The organism is Ensifer adhaerens (genome assembly GCF_002007205.1).
GTDB classification, from domain to species: domain Bacteria; phylum Pseudomonadota; class Alphaproteobacteria; order Rhizobiales; family Rhizobiaceae; genus Ensifer; species Ensifer adhaerens_D.
Map to the genome: position 1 here is coordinate 517,903 of NZ_LAZS01000012.1, position 22,437 is coordinate 540,339.

28 protein-coding genes and 1 pseudogene are annotated in these 22,437 nt (G+C 59.9%); 12 read left to right on the top strand and 17 right to left on the bottom strand.

What is annotated here, in order from left to right; genetic code table 11:
* Positions 1-68 precede the first annotated feature (68 nt).
* The 4 genes from XB14_RS27185 to XB14_RS27200 are packed head-to-tail and all read left to right on the top strand — an operon-like array spanning position 69 to position 4,241.
* The gene (locus XB14_RS27185) at positions 69-1,136 is read left to right on the top strand and encodes an ABC transporter substrate-binding protein (protein ID WP_077966412.1); all 1,068 of its coding nucleotides are present in this window, start codon (positions 69-71) and stop codon (positions 1,134-1,136) included.
* Positions 1,117-2,199 (top strand): FecCD family ABC transporter permease, encoded by a 1,083-nt coding sequence (locus XB14_RS27190; protein WP_077966413.1) that lies wholly within the window; start codon positions 1,117-1,119, stop codon positions 2,197-2,199. Before XB14_RS27185 ends, XB14_RS27190 begins: the two co-directional genes overlap by 20 nt.
* Positions 2,192-2,950: an ABC transporter ATP-binding protein gene (locus XB14_RS27195; RefSeq protein ID WP_077966414.1), complete on the top strand. Its 759-nt coding sequence runs from the start codon at positions 2,192-2,194 to the stop codon at positions 2,948-2,950. The genes XB14_RS27190 and XB14_RS27195 overlap by 8 nt, the downstream gene beginning before the upstream one ends.
* A complete protein-coding gene (locus XB14_RS27200) occupies positions 2,943-4,241 on the top strand; it encodes a hypothetical protein (RefSeq protein ID WP_077966415.1) in 1,299 nt (432 codons plus the stop codon). The genes XB14_RS27195 and XB14_RS27200 overlap by 8 nt, the downstream gene beginning before the upstream one ends.
* Positions 4,242-4,270: 29 nt before the next feature.
* Here XB14_RS27200 and XB14_RS27205 read toward each other — a convergent pair whose 3' ends face one another.
* From XB14_RS27205 to XB14_RS27240, 7 genes are all read right to left on the bottom strand, one after another.
* Positions 4,271-4,732 (bottom strand): DUF2721 domain-containing protein, encoded by a 462-nt coding sequence (locus XB14_RS27205; protein WP_077966416.1) that lies wholly within the window; start codon positions 4,730-4,732, stop codon positions 4,271-4,273.
* 542 nt (positions 4,733-5,274) lie between these two features.
* Positions 5,275-5,652: a hypothetical protein gene (locus XB14_RS27215; protein ID WP_077966418.1), complete on the bottom strand. Its 378-nt coding sequence runs from the start codon at positions 5,650-5,652 to the stop codon at positions 5,275-5,277.
* 87 nt (positions 5,653-5,739) lie between these two features.
* Positions 5,740-6,609, bottom strand: a complete 870-nt coding sequence (locus XB14_RS27220) for an alpha/beta fold hydrolase (RefSeq protein WP_077966420.1) — start codon at positions 6,607-6,609, stop codon at positions 5,740-5,742.
* Positions 6,610-6,737: 128 nt separating this feature from the next.
* A complete protein-coding gene (locus XB14_RS27225) occupies positions 6,738-7,742 on the bottom strand; it encodes a L,D-transpeptidase family protein (protein WP_077966422.1) in 1,005 nt (334 codons plus the stop codon).
* Positions 7,743-8,308: 566 nt separating this feature from the next.
* Positions 8,309-8,908 carry a general stress protein gene (locus XB14_RS27230; protein ID WP_077966424.1) on the bottom strand — a complete coding sequence of 200 codons (600 nt, stop codon included), beginning with the start codon at positions 8,906-8,908 and terminating at the stop codon, positions 8,309-8,311.
* Between the two features lie 20 nt (positions 8,909-8,928).
* A complete protein-coding gene (locus XB14_RS27235) occupies positions 8,929-9,249 on the bottom strand; it encodes a PepSY domain-containing protein (RefSeq protein WP_077966426.1) in 321 nt (106 codons plus the stop codon).
* 305 nt (positions 9,250-9,554) lie between these two features.
* Complete coding sequence (locus XB14_RS27240; RefSeq protein WP_077966428.1) at positions 9,555-9,806, bottom strand: hypothetical protein; 252 nt, start codon at positions 9,804-9,806, stop codon at positions 9,555-9,557.
* 327 nt (positions 9,807-10,133) lie between these two features.
* Here XB14_RS27240 and XB14_RS27245 point away from each other — a divergent pair, with 327 nt between their 5' ends.
* The 3 genes from XB14_RS27245 to XB14_RS27255 all read left to right on the top strand — a co-directional run bounded on the left by XB14_RS27245 (position 10,134) and on the right by XB14_RS27255 (position 13,300).
* Complete coding sequence (locus tag XB14_RS27245) at positions 10,134-11,324, top strand: low temperature requirement protein A (RefSeq protein WP_077966430.1); 1,191 nt, start codon at positions 10,134-10,136, stop codon at positions 11,322-11,324.
* 278 nt (positions 11,325-11,602) lie between these two features.
* Positions 11,603-11,809 carry a CsbD family protein gene (locus tag XB14_RS27250; protein WP_077966432.1) on the top strand — a complete coding sequence of 69 codons (207 nt, stop codon included), beginning with the start codon at positions 11,603-11,605 and terminating at the stop codon, positions 11,807-11,809.
* A 447-nt stretch (positions 11,810-12,256) separates the two neighbouring features.
* Complete coding sequence (locus tag XB14_RS27255; RefSeq protein WP_077966434.1) at positions 12,257-13,300, top strand: glutathione synthetase; 1,044 nt, start codon at positions 12,257-12,259, stop codon at positions 13,298-13,300.
* 69 nt (positions 13,301-13,369) lie between these two features.
* Here XB14_RS27255 and XB14_RS27260 read toward each other — a convergent pair whose 3' ends face one another.
* The 5 genes and pseudogenes from XB14_RS27260 to XB14_RS27280 all read right to left on the bottom strand — a co-directional run bounded on the left by XB14_RS27260 (position 13,370) and on the right by XB14_RS27280 (position 16,084).
* The gene (locus XB14_RS27260; protein ID WP_077966436.1) at positions 13,370-13,816 is read right to left on the bottom strand and encodes a pyridoxamine 5'-phosphate oxidase family protein; all 447 of its coding nucleotides are present in this window, start codon (positions 13,814-13,816) and stop codon (positions 13,370-13,372) included.
* An 89-nt stretch (positions 13,817-13,905) separates the two neighbouring features.
* Entirely contained in the window at positions 13,906-14,313 is a 408-nt protein-coding gene (locus XB14_RS27265) for a hypothetical protein (RefSeq protein WP_077966438.1), read from the bottom strand.
* A 7-nt stretch (positions 14,314-14,320) separates the two neighbouring features.
* Positions 14,321-15,184 carry a TIGR02587 family membrane protein gene (locus XB14_RS27270; protein ID WP_077966440.1) on the bottom strand — a complete coding sequence of 288 codons (864 nt, stop codon included), beginning with the start codon at positions 15,182-15,184 and terminating at the stop codon, positions 14,321-14,323.
* Between the two features lie 402 nt (positions 15,185-15,586).
* Positions 15,587-15,694, bottom strand: a pseudogene (locus XB14_RS33645) (CsbD family protein); the annotation flags it as partial.
* A gap of 147 nt (positions 15,695-15,841) precedes the next feature.
* The gene (locus tag XB14_RS27280) at positions 15,842-16,084 is read right to left on the bottom strand and encodes a hypothetical protein (RefSeq protein ID WP_077966453.1); all 243 of its coding nucleotides are present in this window, start codon (positions 16,082-16,084) and stop codon (positions 15,842-15,844) included.
* A gap of 164 nt (positions 16,085-16,248) precedes the next feature.
* On the opposite strand from XB14_RS27280, the gene XB14_RS27285 reads away from it, so the two are divergent.
* On the top strand, positions 16,249-16,740 hold the full coding sequence (locus tag XB14_RS27285; protein WP_077966454.1) for a ferritin-like domain-containing protein: 492 nt from the start codon (positions 16,249-16,251) through the stop codon (positions 16,738-16,740).
* Positions 16,741-16,891: 151 nt separating this feature from the next.
* On the opposite strand, the gene XB14_RS27290 is transcribed toward XB14_RS27285, so the two are convergent.
* The 3 genes from XB14_RS27290 to XB14_RS27300 form a co-directional block, all read right to left on the bottom strand.
* Positions 16,892-17,104, bottom strand: coding sequence for a hypothetical protein (locus XB14_RS27290; RefSeq protein WP_143348560.1), 213 nt, complete (start codon positions 17,102-17,104; stop codon positions 16,892-16,894).
* A 215-nt stretch (positions 17,105-17,319) separates the two neighbouring features.
* Positions 17,320-18,318, bottom strand: coding sequence for a DNA topoisomerase IB (locus tag XB14_RS27295; protein WP_077967770.1), 999 nt, complete (start codon positions 18,316-18,318; stop codon positions 17,320-17,322).
* 18 nt (positions 18,319-18,336) lie between these two features.
* On the bottom strand, positions 18,337-18,492 hold the full coding sequence (locus XB14_RS27300) for a DUF3309 family protein (RefSeq protein WP_077966456.1): 156 nt from the start codon (positions 18,490-18,492) through the stop codon (positions 18,337-18,339).
* Positions 18,493-19,092: 600 nt separating this feature from the next.
* Between XB14_RS27300 and XB14_RS27310 the strand changes: the two genes are divergently transcribed.
* The gene (locus tag XB14_RS27310) at positions 19,093-19,707 is read left to right on the top strand and encodes a response regulator (RefSeq protein ID WP_077966458.1); all 615 of its coding nucleotides are present in this window, start codon (positions 19,093-19,095) and stop codon (positions 19,705-19,707) included.
* A gap of 136 nt (positions 19,708-19,843) precedes the next feature.
* On the opposite strand, the gene XB14_RS33975 is transcribed toward XB14_RS27310, so the two are convergent.
* On the bottom strand, positions 19,844-20,272 hold the full coding sequence (locus XB14_RS33975; protein ID WP_419178642.1) for a DUF3915 family protein: 429 nt from the start codon (positions 20,270-20,272) through the stop codon (positions 19,844-19,846).
* A 95-nt stretch (positions 20,273-20,367) separates the two neighbouring features.
* On the opposite strand from XB14_RS33975, the gene XB14_RS27320 reads away from it, so the two are divergent.
* Genes XB14_RS27320 through XB14_RS33880 form a run of 3 tightly spaced genes read left to right on the top strand, consistent with a single transcriptional unit; the run spans position 20,368 to position 21,703 of the window.
* The gene (locus XB14_RS27320; RefSeq protein ID WP_077966460.1) at positions 20,368-20,592 is read left to right on the top strand and encodes a DUF2934 domain-containing protein; all 225 of its coding nucleotides are present in this window, start codon (positions 20,368-20,370) and stop codon (positions 20,590-20,592) included.
* 17 nt (positions 20,593-20,609) lie between these two features.
* Positions 20,610-21,047, top strand: a complete 438-nt coding sequence (locus XB14_RS27325; RefSeq protein ID WP_077966461.1) for a CBS domain-containing protein — start codon at positions 20,610-20,612, stop codon at positions 21,045-21,047.
* Positions 21,044-21,703, top strand: coding sequence for an HD domain-containing protein (locus XB14_RS33880; RefSeq protein WP_327327460.1), 660 nt, complete (start codon positions 21,044-21,046; stop codon positions 21,701-21,703). Before XB14_RS27325 ends, XB14_RS33880 begins: the two co-directional genes overlap by 4 nt.
* 21 nt (positions 21,704-21,724) lie before the next feature.
* Here XB14_RS33880 and XB14_RS27335 read toward each other — a convergent pair whose 3' ends face one another.
* A complete protein-coding gene (locus XB14_RS27335; protein ID WP_077966463.1) occupies positions 21,725-22,243 on the bottom strand; it encodes a sigma-70 family RNA polymerase sigma factor in 519 nt (172 codons plus the stop codon).
* Positions 22,244-22,437: the final 194 nt, after the last annotated feature.

The window sequence follows — 22,437 nt, forward strand, 5'->3', positions numbered from 1 at the left end:
AGTACACTCATGATATTTCATGGCCATTGCCCCCGGATCGGCGGCGTGGCCGGTCAAAGGAGTGATCTATGTCGAGCCGCCTCGGGACCCCTATTGCCTTGGCATTGTCCCTTTCGATATTCGCGCCAGCAGCGGCGCATGCGGAATCCTCGTTCCTCGACCACCGCGGCAAGAAGATCACTTTTGCCAAACCGCCGGAGCGCGTCGTCACCATCGTCCGATCGGCACCGATCATCTATCGCGCCGTCGATGAGAAGGCCGACAGCATCGTCGGCATGAACAAGGATTCGCTGACGCGCTATTTCACCAAGGGCATTTATGCCGAGATGCTGCCGGAAATGGCCAAGATCAACGCCAGCGCGGCGCAGGACGGCTTCGTGCCGAATGTCGAGGCGATCCTGGCCGAAAAGCCCGATGTAGTGATCCAGTGGGCCCAGGACGAAAAGCTGATCGAGCCGCTGGAGCGCGTCGGCCTGACCGTCGTCGGCTGGCAATGCTGCTCGGAACAGGATCGTCTCGACTACGTTACGCTCAGCGGTTACATGACCGGCCGCAACGATCGCGCCCAGGCGATCCTCAAGGCTCAGTCCGAGACCTTGAAGGCGCTCGACGAAAAGGTCGGCAAGCTCGACAAGTCGACGCTTCCCTCAGTCCTTCACATCGACAAGGTGGGCGACCAGATCCAGGTCATCGCCAACGGCTCGCAGGACCTGTCGCTGAGCGGAGTGACCAATCCGGCGGCCGACAACACCGGCGAGTGGTGGCGAACGGTCGACTTCGAGCAGCTCCTCGTCTGGAACCCGGACATCATCATCATCCCGGCTTACGCCACCGATCTCGAGCCCAAGACCTTCTTCGACAATCCGGTCCTGGCCAGCCTGAAGGCGGTGAAAGAAAAGCGGGTGTACAAGCAGCCGGTGTTCGCTCGTACGCCCGATGCGCCAGAGATCTTCCTGACATCGGAATGGCTCGCCGCAATCGCCCATGGCGCCGACTTTGCGCCGGAATTCCAGAAGCAGATCGTCGGTACCTACAGGCTGATCTACGGCGCCGAGCTGACGGCCGAACAGGTCAAGGCCATCCTCGAAACCGAAAGCAATGCGCCGGCGAACAAATATGTCGAGCTCTTCCGCTAAGGCTTCGGCAGGAAGAACGACGACAGGGGCGGTCGGGCGGAAACTCGGTTCCGGTTTCGTCTTGCCCGCCCTGGTCTGTCTTCTCGTCGCCGTGACCCTCTATTCGGTGACGATCGGGCGCTACGATCTGTCGGTCGCAGACGTCACCTATATCCTGATCGACAACGTCCATCCGATCGTCACGCCCTATTGGGATCCGGTGCAGGAGGTCGTGGTCGAGCAGGTCCGGGTGCCACGTATCCTCGCCGCCATCATCATTGGCTTCGGCCTCTCGATTTCAGGAGCGGCGCTGCAGGGGCTCTTCCGCAATCCCCTCGTGGATCCCGGCATCATCGGGGTTACGTCGGGCGCGGGGTTCGGCGGCACGCTGGCGATCCTTCTGGGATTGCAGGGCTATCTGCTTTTGACGATGGCCTTCCTCTTCGGCATTGGCAGCGTCTTTCTCGTCAAGTTGCTGTCGACGGTACGCGGGCGCACCAGCATGCTGACGCTGGTGCTCGCCGGCGTGGTCATATCGGCGTTTTTCTCTGCCGCCATTTCCATCGCAAAGCTGCTCGCCGATCCCTTTCAGAAACTGCCCGCGATCACCTACTGGCTGATGGGCAGCATCGCCTCCAGCAACTATCTGGACGTGCTGCTCGTGGCGGCGGCGGTGGTCCCCTCGGCGGTCGCGATCTACCTCCTGCGTTTCCAGATCAACATTTTGTCGCTGGGCGAGGAAAAGGCTCGCGCCCTCGGAGCCAGGGTCGTCCTGGTGCAATGGATCGTGCTGGTCGCCTCCGCCCTGATTTCCGCCGGCGTTGTCGCGACCTCGGGCATCATTGGCTGGGTCGGCCTCGTGATCCCACATGTCGCCCGCGCCCTTGTCGGTGCCGATCACCAGCGGCTCCTGCCGGTCTCCGGCGTGATGGGCGCCATCTACCTGCTGCTCGTCGACGACCTGGCACGGACGGTGACCACGGCCGAGATCCCGCTCGGCATCATCACCGCGCTGATCGGCGTTCCGGTCTTTGCCGTCATCCTGCGACGGCTGCATGCGAAAGGAGGCTGGTCCAGTGATTGAGGCAAGCGACCTCACCGTCGAGCGCGGCGGCAAGATCATCCTTGAGAGCTATAGCCTTTGCCTGGAGCGCGCCCGCATCCTTGCGGTGCTCGGGGCAAACGGCGTCGGCAAGACCACGCTGATCAACACATTGATCGGCATCCTCAAGCCGAAATCAGGACGACTTTCGATCGACGGCCCCGTGGGTTTCGTACCCCAACTCTTCGAGGTACCTTTCGCCTACTCCGCCCTCGATATTGCCCTGATGGGACGGGCACGTCACCTCGGGCTTTTTGGTGCACCCGGCCGGAAAGACTATGAGATCGTGCGCCACTACTTCCACCTCCTCGGCATCGAACATTTCGAGCCGCAAGCGTTCAACGCGCTGAGCGGCGGCCAGCGCCAGCTGGTGATGATTGCCCAGGCGCTGGCGTCTGAATGCGAGTTGCTGGTGCTCGACGAGCCCTGTGCGGCCCTCGATTACAAGAACCAGGACAAGGTTCTCGCCCTTCTCGAACACCTCAGGGATGAACACGCCATGACGATCGTGTTTTCAACCCACATGCCGCAGCACGCCGTGGAAATTGCCACCGACGCTCTGCTGATGCTGAGCGGCTCGGATTATGTCTGCGGACCGACGGCCGATGCGCTCAGCGCCGAAAATCTGTCGACACTCTACGATCTGCCGATCGCGCGAGCGGATTTTATGGGGCTATCGAAGCACACCTACGCACCGGTGTTCCGCCACGATGGAGGCAGCCTCAATGGCTGATGCAAAGACGTCCCGAAAGGGCATCGCCTATATTCATTGGGGCAACAGCTGGCAGCTCAGAAGCTTCCAGGATTTCCGCCACTACATCGATGACGTCATCTACATCCACGATCTGCCGAAGGTCGATCTGACGCCTTACGCCGCCGTCGTCATGCCGGATGCGATGGACGCAGCCGCAGTCCTTCCGCATGCGCCGCAGCTGAATGCCTATCTTAAGCAGGGTGGCTTTCTCATCGTCTTCCTGCAGGGGCACGCCGACTGGCTCGACATTCCCGGCCTTGAATGGTCGCCCGGAAACTGCCGTGACTGGTTGTGGTGGACGAAGGGCGAGACGCTGGAGATCAGCCTCTCCGCGCCTGCGCACCCGATTGCGCAGAGCATCCCGCTGTCGCACATGAGCTGGCATTGGGGCGGGTCCTACAATGTTCCGCAAGGGGCGCGCTCCATCGTCGAGATCGATGACGGGGGCGGCAGCTTGTTTCTCGACTTTCCGTCCCTGGCGAACGGTGGGCGGCTGCTGCTCGCAACGCTCGACCCGCATTCGCACAACGGCCAGCGCTTCATGCCGGCGACGACCCGCTTTCTGCGGTCCTTCTATCCCTGGCTCAACCGCGAGCTCGGCATAAAAAGGCCCGAAAGAAACCGCTTCACCTATCTGCAGTGCTCGCATGTGCCGTCGGAGTGGCACCCGGAATGGATCGAGCAGAGCCTTGGCGCGGCAGGCTTCGAAATCGAGTTCGCCCCCCTCTATCAGCTTGGATTCGAGCTGCTTGAGCGGACCGATACGCTCTATATTCCGAGCAGCCACGACGAATTCTTCCTGAAGAGCCGGGCGGAGGATCTGCTCGCCTACCTGGCGCGCGGCGGAAACCTGATCATCTGCGCCGAACCGTGCCAGCCGTGGCTCCCCTTCATGACGCCGTTTCACGCCGTCGCTCCGCGTCCCTTCTCAAACATCAAGGTTCGCATCCGCGACGACCGTTTCCAGATCTTCTCCGATCTCGGCGAAGGCTTCGACGGCTGGCAGGGAATCTTTGGCCAGTACGCGCGGGGATGGAGCGATCCGCCGCCCGGGGCAATCTGGCTGACCGACGTCGGTCCAGAGAACGACCCGAAACCGGCCGACTGGCTCTGGCAATACCCGACGCGCGATGGGCGAGGCGGATACGTCTTCATGCACAATGGCGACAACATGACCCGCTATCCGGATCATGGTCCGAAAAAGGAGGCGCTCATCGCCAACATCGCGACCGCGCTCAGAAAGCTCTCGACCGGCGAGCTGCTGTTCTAAACGGCGGCAGGCCCGGTGGCGCCGGTTCGTCAAGTTCGCTTGTCGCGCTCGGATGCTGCCTGTTCCAGGCGCATCTGGCGCAGCATGTTTCGCCCCGCGATCACCATCTCAAACAGGAACGCCACGAGCGACCCGATGAGCGAAAGGATCGCACTGCCGAAGAACCAGAAGAGATTTTCTTCGCGAAAGCCGAACTCAAGCGCGCCGGCGAGCAGGTTGAGAATGGCGCAGCCCGTGCAGATGGCGGCCAGTGTCCCCAGGGCGACCGCAATCTCCAGCGCGAACGTGCGCCGGCGCAGGTAGTCGAGCTGCATGCGTCTCGCTTCGCTCTGTTCTTCCTTCTCCCCGATCTCGTTCACCCGATCCGAGACCCTGCCGAGACGCGTCGCGTAAACACTGACGAAGCCCGCCGTACCGGCCAGCAGGAAGACAGGCGCCAGGGAAGTCTGGATGATCGAGGCAAGATCAACGACGGTTGACGGCGGCTCCATGGATGCCCTGACCAGCTTCGGTTGCGCGATTGCGGTGGCATTGTAGTAATTTTGGCCGGCGCGGGAACAGAGAATTCGGCGGCGGGTCGCGTTCACCCGCGTCGGCGAGTAGGACGCAAGCCGCCGGTGCCGGAGGCATTTTAGGTTTCGCTCTACGGTTGAGTAAGTTGGTCAACGCCCGGCTCCCGCGAAAGCCATGCCCGCGTGGCAGCAATTGACGGCATAGGACGATGCGCGTGCGAATGTCGCAACCGGTTGGGAACCGCACGCATTTCCGCCCGTTCTAGTATGATGACCGGCATACTCAAAACCCATGAACGGAAGCTGGTCGCAATCCTCCGCGCTTCCGCCAGATTGCATTTTGCGGATGTCGAACAGGCAGACGCCGAAGTTGAGCGGGTGTTGCGTTTGGCAATCAGAGAAGCCGAGGAAGGGCGCTCCCGACTTGATAGGAAACGGTGGCTTCTTCGCATGATGCATGTGCCATCGTGACATCTGCTTGAGCCGTCAGGTCACTGCCACCGTCGCTTCAGCAGGCAGACCTATTGCTTGGCAGTAGCGGCTCTTTGCATCAGAATCTGCATTTCTTCAAACCGGCGCCTGCGTTCGCCATCCTCCTGGTCCGTGGCATAGCAAATTCTTGAGACGCAAAAGCGAAGTATCTTGATCGGCGCTTTGGCCTGGTCGAATTGACAGTCGAACGTATCCGACATCTCAGGTCTCTTCGTGTCGGCCCTCTCGGAGTATTTGAACCGGACACCCGGCGGCTTGATTTCAGGAAAGGACTGCACGACACCGACATTCAAGGTGTCAGTCATGAAGAAGTTCTTTGCGACGGTTACGCAGGCTGACTCAAGATCGGGGCTCTGGGCGAAGGCCGATCCCGCCAGGAGGCATGCGGTAAGTGGAAGCCATTTCATTCGTGCACTCCTTCCCTGAAGGGCCTGCCCCAAAAGGGGCCTCCGTCAACCCGAAAGAGAGGGAAATGTTCCGGTTCGCGCAAGAGATTATGCCGAGTGAACGCGGATCAGGAAGGCTGCAATCAATTTGACCACCTCGTCGAGATGTGTTTCGAGCAGCCAATGCCCTCCCTCAAGCAGGTGGAGTTCGGCGTCCGGGAGATCGCGCAAATAGGCTCTCGCTGAAATTTCCGGCATGTAATGGTCGTTCGGTCCCCATACGATCAAAGTCGGCGGTTGGTGGCTGCGCAGGTACCTGCGATGCTCAGGAAACCAGGGTCTGTTTTCCTTCAGCCCGGCGATCAGGTCGATGGCGATCTCCTTGCGGCGCGGTGTTAGGAGCGACCAATGCAACTGCCACAAGTCCGGTGGGATGGCATCGGCGAGGTCCGCCGGAAGATCGTTGAGAAACTCTTCGCGAAAGCCCTCTTCGGTCACCGCGCTTGCCAGTCTTTGTTTCATTTCGGCTGGAGGTAGCGACCAAAGCGCCTCGATATCGGCATACTTGGGGCCAAGGGCGTCTTCATAGGGAATGTCGCCATTCTGGATAATCAAGCCGACGATGCGATTGGGGTTTCGAATGGCCAATCTTGCTCCGATTGGCGACCCGAAATCGTGCAGGTAGAGGACAAACCGGTCCAGGTTCATCGCGTCGACAAAGGCCTCGAGCCAGGCGGCGTAGCCGTCAAAACTGTAGTCGAAATCATCAGGAGTTGCGCTGTAGCCGGCGCCGGGGAAATCCGGTGCGAGCAATCTCCAGCGGTCGGCAAGACGCGGCATCAGGTTGCGAAATTCATAAGAGGAGCATGGATATCCGTGCGGCAGCAGAACCGCAGGGGCGTCTGCCCGGCCAGCCTCGCGAACAAAAGTATCGATGCCGGCGACTACGGCACGATGATGTCGAACCAGGTTATCCATAGAGAGCCTCGTATCATTTGCGTCCTTCAGGCGGTGTACGAAGCGAAACGGTGCAGAGCAGCGTGAGTTCCACCACGGCGCGTCGGTGACGACCTATCCGGGCGACGCGCTTCAGAGCGAAAATGCGCCTAATCGACAAACTCCACGACGACGCCAGGCTTGACCATTCCTGCCAGTTCCTCGGCGTCCCAGTTCGTCAGCCTGACGCATCCGTGCGAACCGGATTTGTCGATCAGGGAGGGCTCCGGCGTGCCGTGGATGCCATAGGTTGGCTGCGAAAGGTCGATCCAGACGCTGCCGACTGGATTGTTGGGACCGCCGGGCAGTGTCATGATCTTCTTGTTTGCCCCTTGCCGGAAGTTGATCTTGGGATTGTAGGTGTATGGCGGCATGCGAGCGACGCCTTTGACCTTCTGCGTGCCTGAAGGAGAAGGGGTTTCCTCGCTCCCTATGGTGGCGGGATAGGCTGCAACGAGTGTCCCGTCGTCGGCAAATGCGAGTAGGCGTCTCGTTTGCTTGTGCGCCTCGATGCGCTTGACGGACCCCTGCCTCGGAGTGCCGGGGTTCGCTACCCAAACTGTTCTCCCGGGCTCAAATGTTGCGTTCGAGTTGAGCTCCGTAAGGAGATCGGTGTCCATGTGGAAGCGTTCGGCGAGCTTTTCGATGATGCTCGTGTAGCCGAGCCGGTCCATCTTGGCCTGCTTTGCGTAGTCTTTCGGTATAGCTGGGACCAGGCCTTCGGCGTCATCCTCGGAAATGACATAGGGCTCAAGCGCCGGCCGCGGGTCGGAAAGTCGGGCGATCACATCATCATCCAGTTTCCCGTCTATGGGCAGATTCTCCATTGCCTCGAACGCAGCAATCGCTTTAGCGACGTTCTCGCCGTCGTACCCGTCGATAACACCAGGAGACGTGCCCGCCCGATCGAGAAGCACCTGAAGCCGCGCAATCGCGGGGTCCGGGTCGCGGCCGGATGCTTCCGCCGGGACCTTCGGTTGTTGTGCTGGAGTAACCATAATCGCAGCATTGTTGATGTCTTCCGGTCGAAGCGTTTGACCTTGCGCAGCCACTTGGGAGCCGAGAAGCAGAAGGGCGGTAACGGCGATTTCGTTCCTTCGCATCCAGTTGCTCATTCCTGCACCTCGTGCTCGAGCGAACGGGAGCGGTTTGTGTCGAAAGGAAATGACAGCGGGCGACGATTTGCGAGGGGGGCGGGTTTGAAATCGCAACGGAGACGCCGGCATCCAACCTGCATGGACGGGAGGCGTGCGTACTTCGTCGGGGTTGGGAGTTCGTTTTTCGTCGGGCAACGCGTCGGGATCGGGTTCTTCGATCGGCGGTGGTTCCCGGTTTGGCTTTGGTGCTGGCGGATCCTTGCCGTCAGGTCTGGGCGGGTTCGAACTCATGTGGCCAGGCTCCTTCCTCCCTCTTCGATGCCAAACCGCGTGCTCTACCGATTGGTTCCAAGCGGTTAGGACGGGACGGCTCCGCCTGTCCGAACCGCATGTCGCCCAATAAACGAGGAGAAAACGGATGCCCCAGGCTCATTTCTGCACCAGGACAAAGTTGCCGATGGCAGCCTGAGCCGATTTAACAAGCTTGTCGATCACGCCTAGCGTATCGAAATCGGCCCCGAGCGGGGGCCGAAATCGACTTTTCGGGCTGCGTGACGAACGCTTTGCGGCCCTCTTGGTTCGCGTCAAAGCCGATAGCGAAGGCGCTCTTTTTCGATCTCCTCGGGAGTGTAGGGATCGAGCCCTTCGTCGAAGCGTGTCCAACCCTGCTCAACGTAGGACGCGCGACGTTGCTCGGGATCTACCCAGCTGCCCCGGCGTAGAACGGCCTGGGCGTCCGCGTAGAGGCTCTCGTCAACCCGGGCGGTGACGACGGCGCCACCGCGGCGCACGCCCTCGGCATAGACATGGGCATGTGCCTCGGGCACGCCGGAGTCGGTCATCGCGCCGATCAGTCCCCCCGCAGCGCCGCCGGCGACTGCACCGGCTGCAGCACCGGCTGCCGTAGCGGCGAGCCAGCCCGCCGCCACCACGGGTCCGACACCGGGAATGGCCATGACGCCAAGCCCGGTCAATAGACCGCCGATGCCGCCAACGGCAGCGCCCAAACCTGCGCCTGTGCCTGCCCCTTCGGCGGCATCGCTTTCGTTTGCGCTCGCATACCGATCGCCAACATTGTTCGACACGATGCTAATGTCTTTCGACGGAACGCCTCGGTCTTCGAGTGCGCTGACTGCGGCGCGAGCGTCGCCATAATCATCAAAAAGCCCAGTAACGGTCTTCATCGGTGGTCTCCTTGGGTGGGTCAGTTGGCAACAATGTTGCCCTGATAGTCGAGTGCAACCGCAACGGACTTTCCGTCCTTCATCGCGGCCGCGCGCCAGACGCCCTTGTCGTCGAGCTTAAGCCCGGTCACTTCGGTGTAACCGGCTTCGGTGAGGCGATCCTTTACCTGCGCCTCAGTAAAGCTGTTGGCGCCTGCGACCGGTGCCGTTGGGTTGGTCGTGTCCGGCGTCGCGACTGCAGGCGTATCACCATCTGCAGTTGCAGGAGGCGATGAGGTCTGCGCGAGCGCGCCAAGAGTCGATGCGCCGAGGAATACCGCGGCGAGCAGCACATTTTTCATGATGTTCGGTTCCTTGTTCTCAGCCCGTGAAAGGCAGTCGTCCAACTCGGCTTGTCGTTTTTGGTTCCTGAGTTTTGTTGATCAGCGCTTGCCTCCAACGCATCATTCACCGACGCCATTTGACAGCCCCGGAGCGGCGCGCGGCGCGCCTGCTGCGGTGTCGTGCATCTCCGCCGGTAGGTTGAAAGGATCCAGACCGGAAGCTCTTGTCCCGATCATTAGGGTGAAGAAATCCGGTCTGCGATCGTCGGAGGGAGGTCCAGGAACCTGCGCAAGGCAGATTTCAAGGGCTCACCGAAACGCGGTTACATGGCGTCCATACCCTTAATGGCATTGTCGAGATGCGACGTGCACTTTTCCATGTCATTGGCCATCATGGCATCTTTCGCCATCGCCAGTTCCTTCGTCGACTCGACCTTCTTTGCACCGTCGGAGATCTGAGCGACCTGCTGTTCCGCCTTGGCCATGGAGGCTTCATCGCAGACGACTTTCTGCTGTGCGAGGGCTGGGCTGGCAAATGCCGCGACGAGGGCGAGTGTAGCGATCGATTTTAACATTGTGATTGTTCTCCATTGGCCGATACTGCACCGGCCTCCACGGTGATTGAACGGCACAAGCACGGATCTGTTCCCTCGGCCTGCGACCGAAAAGAGAAGTTTTTTCAAGGAACTTCCACAAGTTTTCTGCGTTTGATGCGCGCGCAGCTCCTGGCGAAAGCTGCGCGCGAAGTTGCCTGGCAAAGAGGCTGGTGATCGCAGGCGTGGGCCTCGGCTCCAGTTCTTTCGAGCGGTTGCAAATGGGCGACGGACGACGTGTCCAGACGCTCGGCGCGCCTGAACAGGTTTTTGCCGCCTTGCGCAAAGAGACGGGAGGGAGCTTGAGACATGAAGACACGGCCCGGTCAAAAACGATGGACCCGCGACCAGGACAGCGAGAACTCCAAGGCCAGCTTCCCTGAACTGTTCTTCGATCTGGTCTTCGTGTTCGCCCTCATCCAACTCTCCCATACGCTCGCCGACGATTTCACGTCAGCAACCGTTGGCGAGGCGTTTCTGTTGATCCTTGCGATCTGGTGGCTCTGGATCAACACGACCTGGGTCACGAACCTTCTGGACCCGGACAGCGTTCCGGTTCGCTCCATGCTCTTTGCGCTGATGTTTGCGAGCATTCTCATGGCGATCGCGCTCCCGGAAGCGTTTGGCGAGCACGCTCTTGCCTTCGCAATCATCTATGCCGCCATCCAGGTCGGGCGCTCGGTCTTTGCCTGGCTCGCATTCCGCGGCGAGGACGAAGAGACCGCAATGACCTTTCTTCGCGTAACCCTGTGGGCGCTAGCTACAGGGGGGCTCTGGGTTGCCGGCGCGTTTTTGGGTTTTGAGGCGAGGCTTGTTACCTGGGCGGCGGCGATTGCACTTGAATACGCAGGCCCTCTCGTCCGCTACTGGGTCCCTGGACTTGGAAGCGCGCGCAGGGAAACCCTCATTCTGTCCGGCGAGCATCTGGCCGAACGCTGCGCCCTTTTCGTCATCATCTGTCTTGGCGAAACCATTCTCACAACCGGCCGGAACACCGTCGAGCACATGGACGCCGATCTGACATTCCCGGTCTTCGGCAGCGCTTTCGCGAGCACTGTCGCGATGTGGTGGATCTATTTTCACAAAGGGCAGGAGGAGGCGGCAGAAAAGGCGGAAAGGACGTCGAGGCCGGAGGCGGTCGCTCACAATCTGTTCACCTACGGGCATCTTCCGATCGTCGCCGGGATCATTCTGACGGCCGTGGGTCAGGACTTCTCCCTGTCGCATGCGGAAGAGGACGCCACGTTGAAAACCGCGTCGGTCGTGATCGGTGGTCCGGCTCTTTTTCTCTGCGGCAACATATGGGTGAAGCTCGCCGCTGCGAACCGGTTGCCGTTGTCTCACTTGGCCGGTCTCATCGCGCTTGCGTTGCTGCTGGCTGTGTTCTCGTACGTTTCGACCTACACGCTCAGTTTTGGCGCGACAGCAAGCCTCCTTATCGCTTCGACATGGGACTATGCGGTCGTTCGCTGGCCTTTGAGCCGAAATGCCGGACCCTAGCATTGCCGGGGCTGATGGAGAACCTCAGGATTTTTCCACGTTCTCCTTTTGGCCAACCCAATGGCAGTCGAGCACCTGACCCCTCCGGCCCGCGATCGCCTGGGCGGCACATCCACGGCGCCACCCACCGATGACCTTTTTGCGCATCAAAAGGACAACGGTGCCAATACCATCTGGTGATGGAGGCTGGCCGGCTCAACTGGCAAAGAATATCGGAACAACTGGCAGATTGCGTCGTTCTGGACGTGTATCCGAAACAAACGCAAGGAGCATTTGCCATGGATTGGAATCGCGTCGAAGGCAACTGGAAGCAGATCAAGGGTAAGGTCAAGGAACAGTGGGGCAAGCTCACGGATGATGACCTCGATCAGATCAACGGCAAGCGCGAGCAGCTCGAAGGCAAGATCCAGGAGCGCTATGGTTATGCCAAGGACCAGGCCAAGAAAGACGTCGACGACTGGTACGGAAACCAGCGTTTCCACTAACTGATCGACAGGCCTCTCGCTCCAGGTCGCCGGCAGTCGGCGGGCCTGGAGCGAGAGGCGTCCCTTCTCTCCCGTCAGCGCCGTGCGACAGCAAAAGTGGCACGCCGCTGATGCGGACCTACCAATCCGACATTTGCACTCGTCCTGGCAGGCGGCCATCAGAGAGCGGAGCAACTGGTCGACGACCTGGTCCCGACCAGGCTGCCCTCAACGCCGCCAGCGATCCATCGTGAGCGCGACATTTATCCCTTTGTTCTTTGGCGACCGGGATCGCGAGATTGCTTTTCATCAATCGGCTTTTCACAGAGGCGCGCTGGCAAGGCGAGACCGCCCGAACCGTGGAACGATAAGGCCAGGAGCGCATTGTCTGGGTTAGGTGCGCAATCTAGGTGGCCGGATGGATTTTGGCCGCCATTTGTCATGCTGGACACCCTAAAGGAGAGAAAGATGCGCATAGGATTTTTCGTCAACTCCATCGAGGCGGAGACAGCGACATTCACAACGACGGGATTGGCCTTTGCTGCGGTCGTTCGCGGGCACGATGTCTGCTACGTCACGCCTGATGACTTTGTGCTGCGGCCTGATGATCGTCTCTTTGTCAAACGCCGCGTGCCCCCGTCGAAACGCTTCCGGAAGGCCGAAAGCCTCCACTCGGCATTGCAGGCCGAAGCGGAAGTCGAAGTCGTCGATGTGACGGAGCTGGACGTGATCTTTCTTCGAAACGATCCCTCGCTGGACGCGGCCGATCGGCCCTGGGCCGCCAATGTGGGGGCGATGTTCGGTCGGCTGGCGGCCGAGCGCGGCGTGATCGTGATCAACGATCCTGGCGGCCTCGCACTTGCTCAGAACAAACTTTATTTCCAGGATTTCCCCAGAGCGGTTCGACCAGAAACGCTTATTTCAAAAAGCATCGAGGAGATCCGCGACTTCGTCGATGCCCACTCCGACGGCGTCATCCTCAAGCCGCTCCAGGGGTCGGGTGGAAAGCATGTTTTCAAGATAGGTACACCCGAGGAAGCTAATCTCAACCAGATTTTCGAGGCCGTGAGCGGCGAGGGGTATCTGATTGCGCAGAGCTATCTGCCGGCGGCCACGCAAGGCGATATTCGGCTGTTCCTGATGAATGGGCGCCCGCTGGAGAAGGAAGGCGTTTATGCCGCGATGCGGCGCGTGCCTGCCAAAGGCGAAGTGCGGTCCAACATTCACGCCAGCGGGACCGCTGCTCGTGTAGATATCACACCACAGATCCTTGAGATCGCCGAGATGGTAAGGCCGAAGCTGATTGAGGACGGCATGTTCCTCGTTGGGCTTGATATCGTGGGAGACAAGATTCTGGAGATCAACGTCTTCACGCCAGGCGGTCTCGGCTCGATGCACGAACTTTACAAGGTCGATTTCGCCGCAGCCGTCATCGAGGCGATCGAACGGAAAATTACGCAGCGGACCGTCTACGACGGGCGGATCGGAAACAGTGTTCTGGCCACCCTCTAGTTCCCTGCTTCGGAGGATTGGGGAAACCAATCCTCCGGGGCGCGTGCCACCAATGGCCGACCGAGTGGACTATGAGATCACGCCGATAAGCGTGATGGTGCCTGTTTCATCGCCGTCCCAATAGCTGACTTGCGATGCGCGAACCTTGATCAACAGGATGCCCGGGGTGTCGATCCCTTGCGGAAACCATCGCTCAAGGTCGCTCACCCAATGCGTGGCGAGCGCCTCCTTGTCCTCGACAAGTGATGCTTCGCCTTCGATTGCAATGAACATGCCGGGCTTGCCGAGCAAACTTGGACTAGCGGTATAAGTCAGGCCGACCTGCGGGTCGGCTTTGATGTCGGCAATCTTGCTCGACTGATCGTAACAGAAAAACCACGTATCTCCGTCGTATTCCACCTCGCCGTTGTTGCTCATCGGGCGGCTGCTTATCGTGCCATCCGCTTTCTTCGTCGAGAGCATTCCGAAATCGATGCTCTTCAGTTCCTTGGAGATGTCACTCAGAGTCAGGCTCATTGTCGTGTTTCCTTTTGGCGACTGCTGGTCTTAACCGGGGCCGCTCAAAGAGGTTCCCCGGCTTTCCAAACAATGCCGCTGGCCATGTGCTACGGTTCGCTGAAACCGGTGGCAAAAATCCGGGATCGCCCCTTGGGATCGTTGCGAAAGATCAGACCAGCACGCGTCCTGGAATGCATCGGGACATAGTCGAGCGTAATCTCGACCGTTTCGACGACAGTGTTTCCGGAGATGACCTCGCCGCGCACCACGACATCGGCGGCAGTCTGGTCGGCAGCGTTCTCGACGTCGAACATGACCAGATATCCGCCGTCCCGGTTTGCGCTGCTGATCGTTTGGACCGACAGATCGGGGGCTCCGTCGCTCTGCGTCGCAGCTTCGAAACTGACCCACCCGATCAGCACGATGACACCGATGGCTGATACCGACCCGGTGAGCCATTCGATCCAGTGCCCTCCACCTTTTTCAACCGAGCGGGATTTTGACGATTTCGCCATGGGTCACCTAGAGAATGAGCCGCGCTGCTGCGGCGCCGATCGAGCTTGGAAAAGCAAGCACCACGGTACTCATGATCGCCTGGGTAAGTTCGATGCCGTCGAGCCGATGGAACGTCCAGAGACAGAAGAAGCTGATCGCGAAGGCAACGGCGTAGCCTGGGAGGGTGAAGCGGATCAGGGCATGCCAAACGGGTGTGCCTTCTTCCAGCTCGTGTCCGCCGAGGAAGGAAAGCGCATAGACGAACCCATGCATCAACACGATGGATGCAATGATGAGCGCGATTGCGTGCCAAGGTGACATCTTGAAGGAAATCAGGATCATTTCCTCGGTCGGAGCGACATTCAGTCCAAGAAACAGGGCGCCGACGGCCATCATGAAAAGCTCACTGCCGTAGCCGGTTTGCGTATCATCGTCGACGGGGTCCTGTGCGTCCTCATCATCATTATCATCGTCGCGCCGACCCAGTTCGCTGCGACCAAGCAAGGCACCGATGCTGGCTGGGACCGTCTGGATGGCGATCATGCCTGCCGCCTCTGGCATAGCCTGCTCGACGCTGAGAACGCCTATGGCAGACAGCACGAACGCGCTCGCCAGCAAGCCCAGGAAATAGGCGATGCTGGCATCACGCACGGCTTCGTGCCAGGTCGCGACGTTTTCGAACCCGATGCGGCGCGCTAGGAGGATGAGCAAAGGGATGTTGACCAACAGCAGCAGAAGCAGCCTCGAGCGGTCGATGTAGAGCCCGAGTTCCCACATTTCCATCGTCAGAAACATAGGCAACGCAAAGAGGAGAGCACCGGCCAACCCCCGCGCCAATCCTTTGGTAAAACGACGATGGTCGAAGTCAACGCGCGTCTGGTCGATCGCCATGCCTGGCCCCTTTCGGCTGCCACCTCATAACGTCGACAGGCTCGGCAAGTTCCTGCCCCGAGCGGAACAAGGCGCCGATCACATGGTTGGGGCAGGAAAAGGAGGCTTTCGATGGTCTTGATCCTACCGGAATTCAATCACCGAGGTCGTGAGGGATCTGTCATCTCTGGCCTCATTGCAGCGATTAAGTCTGCCTTGAATGCGCAGACGTCACTGGAGACGAGAAACCTCACATTCAGAGTGCTTGGAAACAGCGTCGTTATTGAAGGAACGGTCGATCTGCCAGGCGCAGCGGACGTTGTTCAAAGCCTTGCGGAGAATCTCGCCGGTCCGGGCCGCATAATTGTCAGGGTCAGTTGTCCGCGCGGTCAAGCCGGATGACAATCGACCGAGGCGCCGTGCCTACCGGTCAAATGCCTGACGATCGTACCAGTCATCCGCCTCCCGGCGAATGCGGTTCTTCTCGATCCCATAGACCTCCTGGATTCTGCCTTCGAGCTGTTTGCGATTGCAGCGTTGGTTCCCACCGCATGGTCTGCGACAGTTCAGCAAGGGGCGCGGCCAGAGTCTGCCGTTGCTGAAACGCTTCGTGGCCGGGTGCAAAAGGCAACCGTGTCTTCCAGTTGAGACGATGCAAAGCTCTGCCTGGCCTGGTCGTCAGAGGCTTATGCTACGCTCCCGCATGTGTTGATCGAGATTGGACCGGGTTGGACCGAACCGGACGAAGATGTCGCGGGCTTCCATGGGCGTAAGGCCGTATCTGGCGATGAACTCCGCCAGGTCATAGTGGCCCCGATAAATGACTTCCGCGGGATCGACGACTCTGGCGCGAACGCGTCTCGGGATAGCCTGTCCATCGCGCTGCTTGGCTTCGCGCGACGCGGGTTGGTTCTCTTTCATTTTGGTCTCCCTTTTGGCGCTATCGCCGCTCCGCCGGAACCAATGCCGAAGCGAAAGCCGCGCGCCTGCAAGCCAAGTCTTCCAAACCGCATTTTGTTCCCGAGCGGAACCTTTGCACCTCGATGAAGTTGGAGCGGCTTCACCAGCCCGCAAAGGAGGTTGTTATGCCAGAAAAGACGCTTGAAACGCTGTTTCATGATGGCCTGAAGGACATCTACTATGCTGAACGGCAGATATTGAAAGCACTGCCGAAAATGGCTCGTGCAGCGCAACTGCCGGACAGCAAGGCTGCGTTCGAAAAGCACCGGGACGAAACGGAAGTCCATGTGGAGCGCTTACTGCAGGTCTTCGAAATTTTCGGCAAGCGCGCCCAGGGAAAGACCTGCGAGGCCATTCAGGGCATTATCGCAGAGGGCGAAGAGATCATGGAGGAGTTCAAGGGGAGCCCGGCACTTGACGCGGGCCTTATTTCGTCGGCCCAAGCGGTCGAGCACTATGAAATTTCTCGCTATGGCACCTTGAAGACCTGGGCCAAACAGCTCGGGCTGCAGGAGGCCGTGTCGCTTCTCGACCAGACCCTTCAGGAAGAAGGCGCCACCGACAAGGCCCTCAGCAAGCTTGCGGTGACGGCTGCGAACATCAAGGCCGCCGCCTGATCGCATTGGACGCTTGAAGGAGGGGTTTCTTCTTCAAGCGTCCATGTCGCCTTCTCGAACGACAGCTTCAATTCTGGAGGGCGCGAGAAAGCAATCGCGTGTGGCCGAGGGCAGATGGTGAGGACCGTGGATGTGGGCTTGCCTCTTGAGCTTAATCGATCCTGCCCATCAGGGCGGTGCCGAGGCTACCCAAGGCAAAGGAGGCGCCGAACGCAAAGCCCTGCAGCGTAAAGGCCAGCGGGTCGATCACACCGGTATGGCCCAGAGCATGCGGATTAAGGACAACGATCACCAATGCTGTCAGGGTGCCGATGATGAACCCTGAAAACATATGCCAAATCACAAATCGCACGAGCTTTGGCACTTCGCCACCTCGTTTCTGATCGCGCTATCCGGCCCTGGTCTTCGGGGCCCGCTGAGGCACTGCCATTTTTCTGGGCCGGATGACGTCGGTTCGATCCAATCCGTTCGCTTCGGACCTGCCGTAGCGAATCCATGTCCAATCGAGCTTTCTCGCGTTTGTTCCGTAATTCCTTGCAAGCGGGGCCGAGGGCCGAAGACCATCGGCCTTCCCTTGCGCTAGGTCTCGAGAAACCGCAGCAGGTGAAGTTCGTCCGCACGCAGTCCTGCGATGGGCCGCGACCTGCCTCGCCGTTTTCTCGTGGATAAGGTCGCGTCTCGATCCGAAAGCGCCAGGATGGCAGGGTGGATATAGCTCTTGCGACAGACCGCTTTCGTATTGTGCAGGACTTCCGAGGCCGCTTCACACATCTGCTTGATCGTGGGCCGGGTACCATTGTTCAACGCCTGGCGTGCAGCGGCGAAGGCCGCGACGCTTCCGGCCCATGTCCTGAAGGTCTTTGCCGAGATCGGGGCTGCGGAGATATCGGCGAGGTAACGGTTGAAGCGGCCGGAATCGATCGGTTGGGGGCGGCCGTCGGCGCCGATGGATACGAAAAGTTCCCGCCCGGGAAGGTCCGAGATTTCCTCTAGAACGCGTTGCAGGCGGGGATTTCTAAGGCGCCGTCTGATACGGCGTCCGCCCTTTCCCTTGAAGTCCAATTCGATGCAATCCGGCCGGATCTTGAGATGGCGCTTCAGAAGCGTTGCGGCACCATAGGTTCCGTTCTCCTTCGCATAGGTCGGATTGCCGATGCGAAGCGGCTCGTGGTCGAGAAGGGCGGCAAGCGCCGCAAGCACCGTTGTTGCGGCCTCGGCATTCCCTTCCATTTGCCGCCGGATCCTTCGACGTATCCGCGGCAGCACCCTGGCGAAGGCTGACAGCTGTTCGAATTTCTCGTGATTGCGCATCTGCTGCCACGCATCGTGATAGCGGTACTGCTTCCTGCCACGGACATCATAACCGGTTGCCTGCAGGTGGCCATTTTCGTTGGTGCAGATCCATACGCGCTCGTAGGCCGGCGGCAATCCGAGCGCCTCGATCCGGGCGATGATCTCGGGATCTTTCAGCACCGAGCCGTCCGGACGCCGATAACGAAAGCCCTTTTGAAGGCGCGTTCGGCTGAAACCCGGCTCCATATCGGAGACATAGACAAGCTCGTCGCCGGCCGATCGCATGGCCTTGGCCGCATCCAATCAGATACGCCCCATCAACAGGAGGACGAGGAGGACGACGACGACCACGCCGAGCAGTCCGGAGGGACCGTAGCCCCATCCCGACGAGTGCGGCCAGGCCGGGAACGCACCGACCAGCAGCAGTATGACGATGATCAACAGTACAGTTCCGAGCATGGACCGCTCCTTTGGTTGCTTTAAGCTATCGCTTTCGACCAAACCTTTGGCGACGAGGAATGTTCCGAAGCGGGCTGAAACGTGAGGAACCATTGTCGTCGATGAGTGTTCTGCCGAAAACCAGAGTTTCTGGGAGTTGGCGATGAGACCCGCGCGCGTTATTGCGGTTCTGGCGATCTTGATACCGCCTCCTGTTACAGTGCAGCGCCGCTGCGGACCGACCCTGCCGGCCGGGGATCGACGGTTTGCGCGGTTCGCCCTGTGCCTTGCTACGGAAGGAGAACCGGTTGGCTTCCACCTGCACAAGGACTATCCTTTCAGTTGTCCCGCCGTCGAAGGCGACGGGAAACGCGCGACGAATGGACGGGCTGGAACGAGGATGGCTTCGGACAAGAAGACGAGCGACGACGAGAGTTTGATGGCGCCCCATGCCACGGGCGATGTCGTTGGTGCCGAAATCGACGATATACCGGATCGTCTGCTGATACTCGCAAACAGGCTGCAAAGAGCGCTCGGTACGCGCCGAGTTGCCGAGACTGCCGAACGCCCAGCGCTTCAGGACGAATCGAGGCGACCAGTGAAGCGGACAGGGGATGAGAAATGACGCGCGGCCTGCAGCATCTGCGGGTATTGGTTGCCGAGGATGAATTCATCGTCGCAAATGACATTGCGCTGTTGCTGGAGGAGGCGGGCGCGACCATCATCGGCCCCACGCCTACTGTTCGAGAGACGCTGAAGAGCCTTTCCATCGCGGATGATATCCAAGTCGCTGTTCTCGACATCAATCTGAACGGCGAGCTTATTTATCCGGTCGCCGACGAGCTTGCGCGCCGTCAGGTACCGCTCATATTCTTCAGCGGATACGATTCTCTAAGTCTTCCAGAGCGTTTCAGTTCTGCCGCGCGCCTCAGCAAATGTCTTGGTTCCGCGGAGCTTGTGAGCGCCGTCTTTGAACAACACCTCCAGAATCTGTCTATTCTGACGCCGGTCGGTTCGCCCTTCCATGAACAGAGTATTGTCGACCTCGTTCCGGGGCTTCGTCTGAGGGCACGGAGGCTGATGGGGGATATGGTAGCTGCCGACGGTCTGGTCGAGCGCACGCTTGAGCGGGCCATTGTTCTGGCACCCCTCAGGTGCAGGTCACAATCGCTTGCGGAATGGCTCCACGCATTGATGGAAGTCATCCATAGCGAAAGCCCGTACGGTCCAAATTGAGCCGGCCGCGACTGGATGCCTTACTTCATCCAGAAACCCACGGGCCGAGGCAACGAAGTGCAAAAGTCCCGATGGCGCTCAGTTCGGCCTCGGTTCTGTAACAGTGGGCTGAACACTTCCGCCGGCAGCCGGCTGTCTATCCTCTCTGTCTTGGCTCCATTCGACAATGCCCCAGACAACGAAAGCAAGCGCCAGACTTGCGGCAAGAACCAGGAAAATGCGCGCACCCATTCCTGCCTGCCGCGCCTCGCTGGCGGAGAAAGTGGTTCGCTCGGAATCGTGGGTCGCAGACAGCGGCTCGCCCCGCTCGTCCAGTCTTTCTGCCATTGCACCTGCTCCATCGCGTGGTTTGTCCCTCCAGCCATTCCGCGGCCTCAGGTCGTAAGATCCAACCTCTACGGAAGGAGTTGGTTCCCAGCTTCGTTGTGGTGTCGGCTGTTGCGATTGCCGCAGAGGCTTGATCGTGCTTGACCGCCGCTCTCTCTCTCTCTCTCTCTCTCTCTCTCTCTCTCTCTCTCTCTCTCTCTCTCTCTCTCTCTCTCTCTGATCGACACGAAATGATCATGCGACGGGCGAGAGCAGCTCTCCTGTCAATCAGGACGGAACAAATCTTGGACTCCTCGGTTTGCAAGGCAAATCCACCACGGAGAGCACATCGTCATGGATGACAAGGAAGAACGTATTCGCCGCCGTGCCCACACCATCTGGGAGAGTGAAGGGCGGCCCTTCGGCGAGGAAAAGCGGCACTGGGAACAGGCTCGCAGAGAGCTTGAGGAAGACGGGTCATCCGGTGCCGGCTCGGGCGAGGGGGAAGGCACTGGAACGATCGTGGCGCCGGCAACTGCTCCGCACGGCAAAGCTTATCGCGGAGCCGACGAAGGCTGAATGGAAGGAATGGATCAATGCGCATTGCCGAAATCATGACCAGAGACGTGCATGTAGCGAGCCCGGACGACCTGGTTCAGGACATCGCACGAGAAATGGCTGACACCGATATCGGGTTCCTGCCCGTGGGCCAAAACGACCGCCTTGTCGGCATGATAACGGACCGCGACATCGTGGTACGTTGCGTGGCGGCCGGTCGTGACGGGAAAACGCGCTTGGGCGACATCATGACGACCGATGTTAGGTACTGCTTCGACGATGATGAATTGTCGGAGGTCGCGCGCCACATGGGAGACGAGCAGATCAGGCGCATGCCGGTCGTCAACCACGACAAGCGCCTGGTCGGCGTCGTGTCTCTCGCAGACGCGGCGCGGGGAGACTCGGACCTTGCCGGCGTTGGGCTCAAAGGAGTGACGATGCCAGGCGGCGCCCACAATCAAAGGCCGCCGCAGTGACCGATACTCGCGATAGCCGGCTCTCGTCGTGGCGTTCCCCTGATCCCTTGTCACCGGCCGAAGAATGCGCATGGGCGCGGGAAGTTGCCGCCCATGCGCACGCTGGTCAGCGTGACAAGGCAGGCGAACCTTACTTCAGCCATTGCCAGAGGGTTGCGGACGCTGTTGTCGGAGAGAAAGCCAAGACTGTCGCTTTCCTTCACGACGTCGTGGAGAAATCTCCGGGCTGGACGCTCGAGAGATTGAAGGATGTTGGCTTTTCCCCGGAAGTTATCATCGCCGTCCAGGCCCTGACACGTCAGCCCGGAGAGACGAAGGACGCCTTGACGCTCCGCGCCGTTCCAAATCCCCTCAGTGTGGTGGTGAAACGTGCGGACCTTCAGGACAATCTCGCACAAGTGAAGCGCTTGGGCAGGAGCGACGCCGAGTATCGACGCAGGCTGAACCTGTTGGACCAAGCCTTACAGGAGAACATTGCCCTTCATGATCCTCGCGACGCAGGCCTGGCTAGGTCACGATCGGCTCTCTCGCCTGGCGACAAGAACGATGCTCGCGTTACCAAGGTTGTCGCGACGGCGGCTTTGGCGGTTGTCTCTGCCATTCTTCTCGGCGCAGCCGCGCTTGCGGTCTGGACCGAGCTGTTTGATGGGCGATAACTGCCGAGCCCAGTTACGGTATCAGGGAACTGGAACTCCGCTCATTTGGCAGGCAAGCTCGTCGCGCGCTCGGCTGAGCCGGCTTTTGATCGTGCCCACCGCGCAGTCGCAGATGTCGGCGGCCTCCTTGTAGCTCAGGCCATATCCGGCAACCAGGATGAGCACCTCCCGGTGATCGGCTGCCAGAGTGTCGAGCGCTCTGCGAAGTTCGGCGTTCAAGACGCACCAATCCTGCGGTGCCGGCATCGGGATCGGCAGCTCGGCGCAGTCAATTGTGCCGGGAGACTCGCGCCGACGCAGCTTGTACTGCGTGCGGAAAGCATTGTGCATGATGGTGAAGAGCCAGGACTTGAGATTGGTTCCGGCCCGGAAACCATCAATCCCGCGCAATGCCCGAAAGAGCGTTTCTTGCACCAGATCGTCGACTTCGAAGCTCGACGAAACGAATGTGCGGGCGAAGGCGCGAAGCGCTGGAATAAGGTCAACAACCTGGGTCTCCAGCGGCGGAGACCGCTGGTCGGTTTCGTGAACAGAAGGCATTGAAACTTGCCTTTCGCAATGGCTGAACGTGCTCTCCTAACAATGCGCCGCCGCCATTTAAGTTCCCGCTACAATGCGGCCTGATGCAACGCATTGATCGCCGGTCCTCATTCGCATCGCTCCCAAAGAACGGTGTGCAACCGGTCATTGACGAAGAGTGGTGCGGACGTCCGCCATGGTTTCGTCTCGCCGGA

What these genes read in the sequence shown, in the direction of transcription:
- XB14_RS27240 (WP_077966428.1), bottom strand. Translation starts at nt 9,806, where the DNA reads ATGTTAAAATCGATCGCTACACTCGCCCTCGTCGCGGCATTTGCCAGC.
- XB14_RS27205 (WP_077966416.1), bottom strand. Translation starts at nt 4,732, where the DNA reads ATGGAGCCGCCGTCAACCGTCGTTGATCTTGCCTCGATCATCCAGACT.
- XB14_RS27280 (WP_077966453.1), bottom strand. Translation starts at nt 16,084, where the DNA reads ATGAAAGAGAACCAACCCGCGTCGCGCGAAGCCAAGCAGCGCGATGGA.
- XB14_RS27230 (WP_077966424.1), bottom strand. Translation starts at nt 8,908, where the DNA reads ATGAAGACCGTTACTGGGCTTTTTGATGATTATGGCGACGCTCGCGCC.
- XB14_RS33975 (WP_419178642.1), bottom strand. Translation starts at nt 20,272, where the DNA reads ATGATCATTTCGTGTCGATCAGAGAGAGAGAGAGAGAGAGAGAGAGAG.
- XB14_RS27320 (WP_077966460.1), top strand. Translation starts at nt 20,368, where the DNA reads ATGGATGACAAGGAAGAACGTATTCGCCGCCGTGCCCACACCATCTGG.
- XB14_RS27335 (WP_077966463.1), bottom strand. Translation starts at nt 22,243, where the DNA reads ATGCCTTCTGTTCACGAAACCGACCAGCGGTCTCCGCCGCTGGAGACC.
- XB14_RS27235 (WP_077966426.1), bottom strand. Translation starts at nt 9,249, where the DNA reads ATGAAAAATGTGCTGCTCGCCGCGGTATTCCTCGGCGCATCGACTCTT.
- XB14_RS27185 (WP_077966412.1), top strand. Translation starts at nt 69, where the DNA reads ATGTCGAGCCGCCTCGGGACCCCTATTGCCTTGGCATTGTCCCTTTCG.
- XB14_RS27310 (WP_077966458.1), top strand. Translation starts at nt 19,093, where the DNA reads ATGACGCGCGGCCTGCAGCATCTGCGGGTATTGGTTGCCGAGGATGAA.
- XB14_RS27260 (WP_077966436.1), bottom strand. Translation starts at nt 13,816, where the DNA reads ATGAGCCTGACTCTGAGTGACATCTCCAAGGAACTGAAGAGCATCGAT.
- XB14_RS27250 (WP_077966432.1), top strand. Translation starts at nt 11,603, where the DNA reads ATGGATTGGAATCGCGTCGAAGGCAACTGGAAGCAGATCAAGGGTAAG.
- XB14_RS27225 (WP_077966422.1), bottom strand. Translation starts at nt 7,742, where the DNA reads ATGAGCAACTGGATGCGAAGGAACGAAATCGCCGTTACCGCCCTTCTG.
- XB14_RS27300 (WP_077966456.1), bottom strand. Translation starts at nt 18,492, where the DNA reads ATGCTCGGAACTGTACTGTTGATCATCGTCATACTGCTGCTGGTCGGT.
- XB14_RS27200 (WP_077966415.1), top strand. Translation starts at nt 2,943, where the DNA reads ATGGCTGATGCAAAGACGTCCCGAAAGGGCATCGCCTATATTCATTGG.
- XB14_RS27220 (WP_077966420.1), bottom strand. Translation starts at nt 6,609, where the DNA reads ATGGATAACCTGGTTCGACATCATCGTGCCGTAGTCGCCGGCATCGAT.
- XB14_RS27215 (WP_077966418.1), bottom strand. Translation starts at nt 5,652, where the DNA reads ATGAAATGGCTTCCACTTACCGCATGCCTCCTGGCGGGATCGGCCTTC.
- XB14_RS27295 (WP_077967770.1), bottom strand. Translation starts at nt 18,318, where the DNA reads ATGCGATCGGCCGGCGACGAGCTTGTCTATGTCTCCGATATGGAGCCG.
- XB14_RS27245 (WP_077966430.1), top strand. Translation starts at nt 10,134, where the DNA reads ATGAAGACACGGCCCGGTCAAAAACGATGGACCCGCGACCAGGACAGC.
- XB14_RS27285 (WP_077966454.1), top strand. Translation starts at nt 16,249, where the DNA reads ATGCCAGAAAAGACGCTTGAAACGCTGTTTCATGATGGCCTGAAGGAC.
- XB14_RS27265 (WP_077966438.1), bottom strand. Translation starts at nt 14,313, where the DNA reads ATGGCGAAATCGTCAAAATCCCGCTCGGTTGAAAAAGGTGGAGGGCAC.
- XB14_RS27325 (WP_077966461.1), top strand. Translation starts at nt 20,610, where the DNA reads ATGCGCATTGCCGAAATCATGACCAGAGACGTGCATGTAGCGAGCCCG.
- XB14_RS27255 (WP_077966434.1), top strand. Translation starts at nt 12,257, where the DNA reads ATGCGCATAGGATTTTTCGTCAACTCCATCGAGGCGGAGACAGCGACA.
- XB14_RS27190 (WP_077966413.1), top strand. Translation starts at nt 1,117, where the DNA reads ATGTCGAGCTCTTCCGCTAAGGCTTCGGCAGGAAGAACGACGACAGGG.
- XB14_RS27270 (WP_077966440.1), bottom strand. Translation starts at nt 15,184, where the DNA reads ATGGCGATCGACCAGACGCGCGTTGACTTCGACCATCGTCGTTTTACC.